The sequence below is a fragment of the uncultured Olegusella sp. genome (assembly GCF_947253395.1).
Lineage (GTDB): Bacteria > Actinomycetota > Coriobacteriia > Coriobacteriales > Atopobiaceae > Olegusella.
The window spans coordinates 20,696-27,919 of sequence record NZ_CAMXYY010000012.1 but is presented as its reverse complement, the minus strand read 5'-3'; the positions used below and the strand labels follow the sequence as shown (position 1 = coordinate 27,919).

Annotated in this window: 5 protein-coding genes; 4 read left to right on the top strand and 1 reads right to left on the bottom strand. The window is 47.5% G+C overall.

Annotated elements, in window-relative coordinates:
* Window positions 1-1,176: fructose-bisphosphatase class III (locus Q0X25_RS02310; protein WP_298578803.1), on the bottom strand; the 1,176-nt coding region annotated here is incomplete at its 3' end.
* Between the two features lie 169 nt (window positions 1,177-1,345).
* On the opposite strand from Q0X25_RS02310, the gene ileS reads away from it, so the two are divergent.
* Genes ileS through Q0X25_RS02290 form a run of 4 tightly spaced genes read left to right on the top strand, consistent with a single transcriptional unit; the run spans window position 1,346 to window position 7,157 of the window.
* Window positions 1,346-4,165, top strand: a complete 2,820-nt coding sequence (ileS, locus tag Q0X25_RS02305) for an isoleucine--tRNA ligase (RefSeq protein ID WP_298578802.1) — start codon at window positions 1,346-1,348, stop codon at window positions 4,163-4,165.
* Window positions 4,166-4,168: 3 nt separating this feature from the next.
* A complete protein-coding gene (gene lspA / locus Q0X25_RS02300; RefSeq protein ID WP_298578801.1) occupies window positions 4,169-4,753 on the top strand; it encodes a signal peptidase II in 585 nt (194 codons plus the stop codon).
* Window positions 4,746-5,789 carry an RluA family pseudouridine synthase gene (locus tag Q0X25_RS02295; protein WP_298578800.1) on the top strand — a complete coding sequence of 348 codons (1,044 nt, stop codon included), beginning with the start codon at window positions 4,746-4,748 and terminating at the stop codon, window positions 5,787-5,789. Before lspA ends, Q0X25_RS02295 begins: the two co-directional genes overlap by 8 nt.
* Window positions 5,790-5,837: 48 nt before the next feature.
* Window positions 5,838-7,157 (top strand): glycosyltransferase family 2 protein, encoded by a 1,320-nt coding sequence (locus Q0X25_RS02290; RefSeq protein ID WP_298578799.1) that lies wholly within the window; start codon window positions 5,838-5,840, stop codon window positions 7,155-7,157.
* Window positions 7,158-7,224: the final 67 nt, after the last annotated feature.

Genomic DNA, 7,224 nt, shown 5'->3' with positions numbered 1-7,224 from the left:
CCCTTTTTCATATAAGAAGCTCACGTGACGGCGTAGACGGTCACTTTGGCTAAAGGCGTTCGCGAGTTTATCGACGATGTTTTGCTCTTCTTTTGAAAGTGCATAAGGGTCGCCTGCGAAATCAACGGTAGGGAAGTCACGTGTGCGCAAGGGATATTTGTGCCCATCAATAGTGACAACTGCATGGGTAACATCAATCTTGTCAAGTAAGCGCCGTTTGGCAGTCGTTTTCCAATTGGGGTGGCGTGCGATTGCCTGACCTTCAAGCTTGAATAATATGACAGAGATAGCCTTGTAGAGTGGCGTGAGATTGTCATAGGTGGTGTAGTTTCTTCGCGCAAAATTTTCGAGCTCACGCAGGGAAATACCGTAGGCACTCTCAAGCATATCAAGTGAGTTGTAGTGGATATTCGTACGTATGACTGCTATCTGGCACAAGCTAGAACCTGCTGCAGCTCCCATCCATACAATGTCATGGTTGCCCCACTGTACATCTAACGATTGATAGTTCATTAAGTGATCAAGGATACGATCGGCATGTGGTCCGCGATCAAAAATATCACCCACCAAATGAAGGTGGTCAACCGCGAGACGCTTGATAAGGGAAGAGAGCGATACGATGAAATCGTCTGCCGCTCCTGTATCTACTATCGATTGGAAAATGCGTGCATGATAGTCCTGACGACGCTGCTTATCTTCGATGCCGGCATGTAGTAGTTCGTCGATAATATAGGCATATTCAACAGGCACAGCCTTGCGAACTTTTGATTGAGTGTAATTACTTGCGAGCGTACGTGCTAGTACAATGAGGCGTTTGAGCGTACTTAGATACCATTCAGAAGTAATGTCACCTGCGACATGAAGGCGACGGAGTTTTTCTTGTGAGTAGTAGATGAGAGTACAAAAATCCGCCAATTCTCTCTTGTTCAATTCAGCGGAAAAGAGCTTTGTTACCTGTTCGCGAATAGCGCCCGAACAGTTATTGAGAATATGGACGAACGCCTCGTATTCGCCATGCACGTCGCTCATAAAGTGTTCTGTTGCGGCTGGTAAGTTTAAGATGGCTTCAAGATTAATGATTTCGGTATATACCGATTGGGTTGTAGGAAATTTTTCTCCAAGCAATTTGAGATACTTTTGTTTGCTTGTGGAAATACACTCTGCTGTTTTATCCACAATGCCTCCTCATGTTAAAAGCATCATTGTCTGAAGTATAGCTGCTGACTATGTGAGGACTGCAGAGGCGAGCCGCGGTGAACGGTATTATTTACGCTGCGAGCGTGCTAAAATTATAGTTTGTCTCATGAGACAAACTAGGATGTGACACACATGAAAGGGACCCATCGTGGCGAATTCATATAAGCAGACGACAAACCTTCCCAAAACAAGTTTTTCGATGCGCGCTGGTCTGGCGACCAACGAGCCCAAGAGACTTGCTGATTGGGAGCAAAATCACGTCTATGAGCAGATGATTGCCAAAAATGAAGGACACGAAAAGTTTATCCTTCATGATGGTCCTCCTTATGCAAATGGCCCCATTCATCTAGGTCACGCCCAGAACAAAATCTCCAAGGATTTTATTAATCGCTATTGGTCAATGAGGGGCTACCAGACGCCGTATGTACCTGGTTGGGACTGCCATGGTCAGCCCATTGAGCACAAGGTTGAGGAGATGCTGGGCATTGATAAGTTCAACCAGCTGCCGACAGCCAAAATTCGCGAGCTTTGCCGTAAGATGGCGGTGGAGCAGGTTGATACTCAGCGCCAGGGCTTCAAGCGTTTGGGCGTGTTGGGTGAGTGGGACAATCCCTATCTAACCTATACCGATGACTACGATGCTACCGATATAGAAATCTTCAAGGCTATCTATGACAAGGGTGCCGTATATCGCGGTCGCAAGCCCGTGCACTGGTGCTCTCATTGTCACACAGCTCTATCTGAGGCAGAAATTGAGTATGGTGATGAAGTTAGTCCTGCAATCTTCGTGCGCTTTGAGTTGACCACGGTGCCTGAAGGTCTTGAGGCCTATGCGGGCAAGACTTTTGTAGATATTTGGACCACAACTCCTTGGACCTTACCTGCCGATGATGCAGTTATTCTGCATCCCGAGGCAAACTATGTTGCCATCCAGCTTGAGGGCCGTGTTGAGATTCTTGCGGAAGCGTTAGTAGAGAAGTGCTGTAGTAAGTTTGGCTATGAGAACTACGAGCTTATTGTTGGCACAGACGGCAAGGTCTGGCGCAAAACAGGCACCGAGCTTGCTCATAACCGCTACAAGCAGCCCATCTTTGGGGAGCAGGGAGAAGAAGGCGAGTTTATCTACGCGGATTATGTCACGCTTGATGATGGTACAGGTATCGTCCATTCTGCACCTGGACACGGTGTGGATGACTACAACGCTGGTATGAAATTTAATATTCCCGTTGTTATGCCTGTTGATGATGATGGACACTTCTTTAAGGGAGACGGCATAGGCACTGGTGGTCCTTGGAGTGGCATGGAGGTCAACGAAGCCAACCCAAAGATTATTGAGTGGTTGCGTGAGCGTAACATGCTCATTCTGCATGAAGATATTACTCACAGCTATCCCCACTGCTGGCGTTGCAAGAACCCTGTTATTTTCCGTGCTACGAGTCAGTGGTTTGTCTCTATGGATGAAACGGGCTTGCGCAAGCAGGCACTTGAGGCGCTCTCTCACGTAAACTTCTATCCCAGCCATGCCATCAAACGTATTGGCTCGATGGTTGAAGGTCGTCCTGATTGGTGCATCAGTCGTCAGCGCAACTGGGGTGTACCTATTCCTGCATTTACCTGTCAAGACTGCGGTGAGACGGTTATCAATGACAAGACGCTTGATGCCGTTATTGAACTTTTCCGTAAGAAAGGCTCTGACGCTTGGTTTACCGATGATCCTGCAGAGTATCTAGGTGATGCCTGTGTCTGTCCCAAATGCGAAGGTCATCATCTTAAAACCAATTCAGACATTTTGGATGTGTGGTGGGACTCTGGCGTGTCTCACACTGCAGTCTGTAAGCATCGTGATAACTTGGCTTTCCCTGCTGATATTTACCTTGAGGGTTCTGATCAGCACCGCGGTTGGTTTATGAGTAGTCTCATGACCTCGGTTGGTGCCTATGGAAAGGCCCCCTATAAGGCAGTTATTTCTCAAGGCTTTACTCTTGATGGTCAAGGTCGCAAGATGAGCAAGTCTTTGGGTAATGTTATCGACCCCAATGAGGTGTGTAGCACTATTGGTGCTGACATCTTGCGTTTGTGGGTTGCTTCTGTTGATACGTCTACCGATGTGCCTTGCGATAACGATATCTTGTCTCACGTTGGTGATGCATACCGTAAGATTCGCAATACTTTACGTTTCTTGATGGGTGAGATTGAAGACCAGTTTGATCTTGAGACTCAAGGTGTAGCAATTAAGGATTTGCTTCCTTATGACCGTCTGGTTTTGGCTCGTATGTGTCAGGTGCATGATGAGGTCAATCATGCTTATGAGACGTATCGCTTTAACATGGTCTACCGTACCCTGTACGATTACATTATCACCGAGCTATCTGGTGGTTACCTCAATGCAACCAAAGACCGCACCTATTGCGGAGCCCCTGATTCGTTTGAGCGTCGTAGCGCCCAGACGGTATGGAGCCACCTACTCTCAATGTTGGTTCATGACCTGCAGCCAATCTTGCCCTTTACCTGCGATGAGGCGTTAGCTCACATGCCGGCGTGTCTTCGTGACGGACAAAACTACGCGGCCTTGCTTGACTGGTATCAGGCACCTCTTAAGAAGGAAAGTTATAGTAAATTGTTGGCCGCCTATGAAGCTATGAATGAGGCACGTAGTGTCTTTACCAAGGCATACGAGGAGGCTCTTGGCGCTGGTATCATTTGCGAAAAGACGACACAGGCTGCGCGTGCTGAGTTGACCCTTCCGGTGGAGACCGCGCAGCTTTTGATGGGACCTGCTGCACCTGATATGGCAGAGGTCTTTGTGTGCTCTGAAGTTTGTATCCATGAGGGTGCAAAGCTTGCGTGTGAGGTTTTGCCTGCAAATGGTCAGAAATGCCCTCGTTGCTGGAACTGGCGCGAGCCTGTTGATGAGGCGGGATTGTGTCAGCGCTGCCACGATGTGGTTGGCAAGCCAGAGGAGGAATAACGCTTGAACGTTGTCCGTATTCTCTCAAAGCGTGCAGGACGCCTTGCTACCTTTTTGACGGTTGTGAGCCTTGTGGTTCTTGTCGATCAGTCAACAAAGGCAGCAGTGCGTTTTGTTGCGCCGCTGGGCTCTCCTGCTCGTCCGCTCGTTCCGGGCTTGTTGGATCTGTGGCACGTAGAGAATACGGGCGCTGCTTTTAGTATTGGTCAAGGTGCAAGTTTACTGTTTATCATGTTTGCGTTGGCCGTTTTGATTGGCTCTGCTTGGTGGGTTATGTGCGAGCGTCTACCGCTGCGCCTCGTTGTCAGTGTTGCTAGTGTTGCAGGTGGGGGAGTTGGTAATATGGTTGATCGTCTTTCGACGGGCTCTGTTACCGATTTTTTGTCGCTGCGCTTTATTGATTTTCCTGTCTTTAATGTCGCAGATATTTGTGTGACGCTCGGCGTGATTGTGGCGTTTATTCTCTATATCACTTGGGATGGTCAAAGTACGAGTACGAGCTTGAAAGAGGAGCTCGACGTTGCAGACACTGCAACGGAGTCTCATGAGGAAGTGGCAAAGTCGGATTCGAGACAGAACAATGCCTAAGAACTCCAGTTTTAGCTCTTCTCTACATGAACTTCTTGTGGGTCCTGATGCTGATGGCAGCAGGCTCGATGCATATATAGCTTCTTGCCCCAACATGCCTTCGCGTAGTGCTGCAGCAAAGCTCATTGAGTCTGCAAAAGTGCACATCAACGCTACGTTGGCAGACTCAAAAAGTGAGGCCGTAAGACTGGGTGACAGGATTAGTGTAGAGTTGCCTGTTTTGGAACCTGCTTCAGGAACCCTTGTTGCTAATCCAGAGATTCCTCTCGATATTCGTTTTGAGGATGAGTATCTCATGGTGCTTTCAAAGCAAGCAGACCTCGTTTGCCACCCAGCGCCTGGACATTATGACGATACGTTGGCAAATGCGTTGGTGGCGCATTGTGGCTATGAGCATTTAGGTTTACTCCAAGGAGACGATAGGCCTGGTATTGTCCATCGACTTGATCGCGATACCTCAGGCTTGATGGTTGCAGCCAAAGATGATGAAACTCAAAAAGCATTGCAGGATTTAATACGCTTGCGTGTGCTTGACAGACGCTATGTGACTTTGGTTTATGGTCCTGTTGCCTTAGATGAAGGACAGGTGACCACAGGTATTGCTCGTAGTCGCCGTGATCGCTTGCGAATGAGTGTGAGTAATGATCCTGACGCTCGAGAGGCAATTACTACTTTTCGTGTGCTGGAACGATTTGAAGCAGGATTGCGTGATGAAGGATATACCCTCCTGGAGTGTCATCTTTATACAGGCCGCACACACCAAATCCGTGTGCATATGCGTCATATAGGTCACTGTGTCATAGGCGATCCACTTTATGGACGCAAAGACCTGAGACAAAATCTTGGTCTTACCCGCCAATTTTTACATTCGTGGCATATTTCCTTTGACCATCCTGTGACGGGAAAGTCTATTGTTATGGCAGATATCCTGCCTGAAGATCTCCGCGATATACTAGAAAAGTTAGAATCACGTTCTATGGGTCAGACCGCGGAAGGCCAGCGTATTGTTCCGCAGTTGCTGGGACAGCAGGTATAAGGGACACTAAAGGGAGCAGATCCTACATTCTTGGCAAGGGGGCAAGGAGTGCAGTTTACGCTTAATTTCAATAACTTAACGCCAATTGTTATCTTTAATGCCCTGATTGCGATTTTCTTTACCTTGGCTTATCTGTATCAATTTGTATATATGATCATGGCTCTCATCATGGGTACCGTCCGTCTGCCCAAGGCAAAAAAGCTGCATCGCTATGCGTTTTTTATCGCAGCACACAATGAAGAGCCAGTTATCGGGAATCTTGTTCGCTCAATCCTTGCACAAGATTATCCTCGTGAACTCATTGATGTTTTTGTTGTTTGTGATGCCTGTACCGATAATACTCACGACGAAGCCCAGCGCGCAGGCGCTATTGTTTGGGATCGCCATGACCTTGCTCGTAAGGGTAAAAGTTGGGTTATGGATTATGGCTTCAATCGCATTCTCAATGAATATGGTGATTGCTACGATGCTTTTTTCATCTTCGATGCCGACAATATCGTTTCACCAGACTATGTACGCCTCATGAATGATGCCTATGATGCAGGCTATCTGGTGTGTACGAGTTACCGCAATTCTAAGAACTTTGATTCTAGCTGGGTGAGTGCTTCGTATGCTATTTGGTTTATTCGTGAAGCGCGCTTTCTTAACAATCCGCGCATGATGGCTCATACTAGCGCCGCTATCTCTGGTTCGGGCTGGATGGTAGCCTCCTCCGTTGTTCGAGGCATGCATGGTTGGGATTTCCACACCTTGACCGAAGATATTCAATTCTCAGCCTTCTGCTGTGCAAACAATATTCAAATTGGATATGTGCCTGCAGAATTTTTTGACGAACAACCTGTTACCTTTCATGCGTCGTGGGTTCAACGCCTTCGCTGGACTAAGGGCATCTATCAGGTGTTTTTCTCATATGGATGGGATTTATTCCGTGGTATTGTACGAGGGCGTTTTGCTGCCTATGACATGTTGATGGTACTCGCCCCCGCTTCGATATTGACGATTCTTTCAGTCTTTGTGAATGGCACCTATCTTATCGTTGGTGCCTTAAGTCATGGCTTTGTTGCCACAGAAGCAGAGCTTAGTATGTGTATGGGTTCATTGGTTGCCGTATTTGAGTCAGGATATACGATTTTCTTTATGATGGCGCTGCTTACTGTCATAGTCGAGCGCTCGCATATTCATGCGCGCAATATTTGGCGCATTGCGTGGGGTGTCATAATGTTCCCGATTTTTATGGCGAGCTACATTCCCATTGCAGTGGTAGCTCTGTTTAAGAGGGTTGAGTGGGTACCCACCAAGCATGATATTGCTATCAACTTCGATCAGGTGGTTGGGAGTACTCAAGATGTTTCTCATGGTTCGGATTAAATTTTCTAACTAACTATGTATAGTAAGCATTTTGCGAGTCATAAAGCTGTGGGTGTTTATCGTTTCC

What these genes read in the sequence shown, in the direction of transcription:
- Q0X25_RS02295 (WP_298578800.1), top strand. Translation starts at nt 4,746, where the DNA reads ATGCCTAAGAACTCCAGTTTTAGCTCTTCTCTACATGAACTTCTTGTG.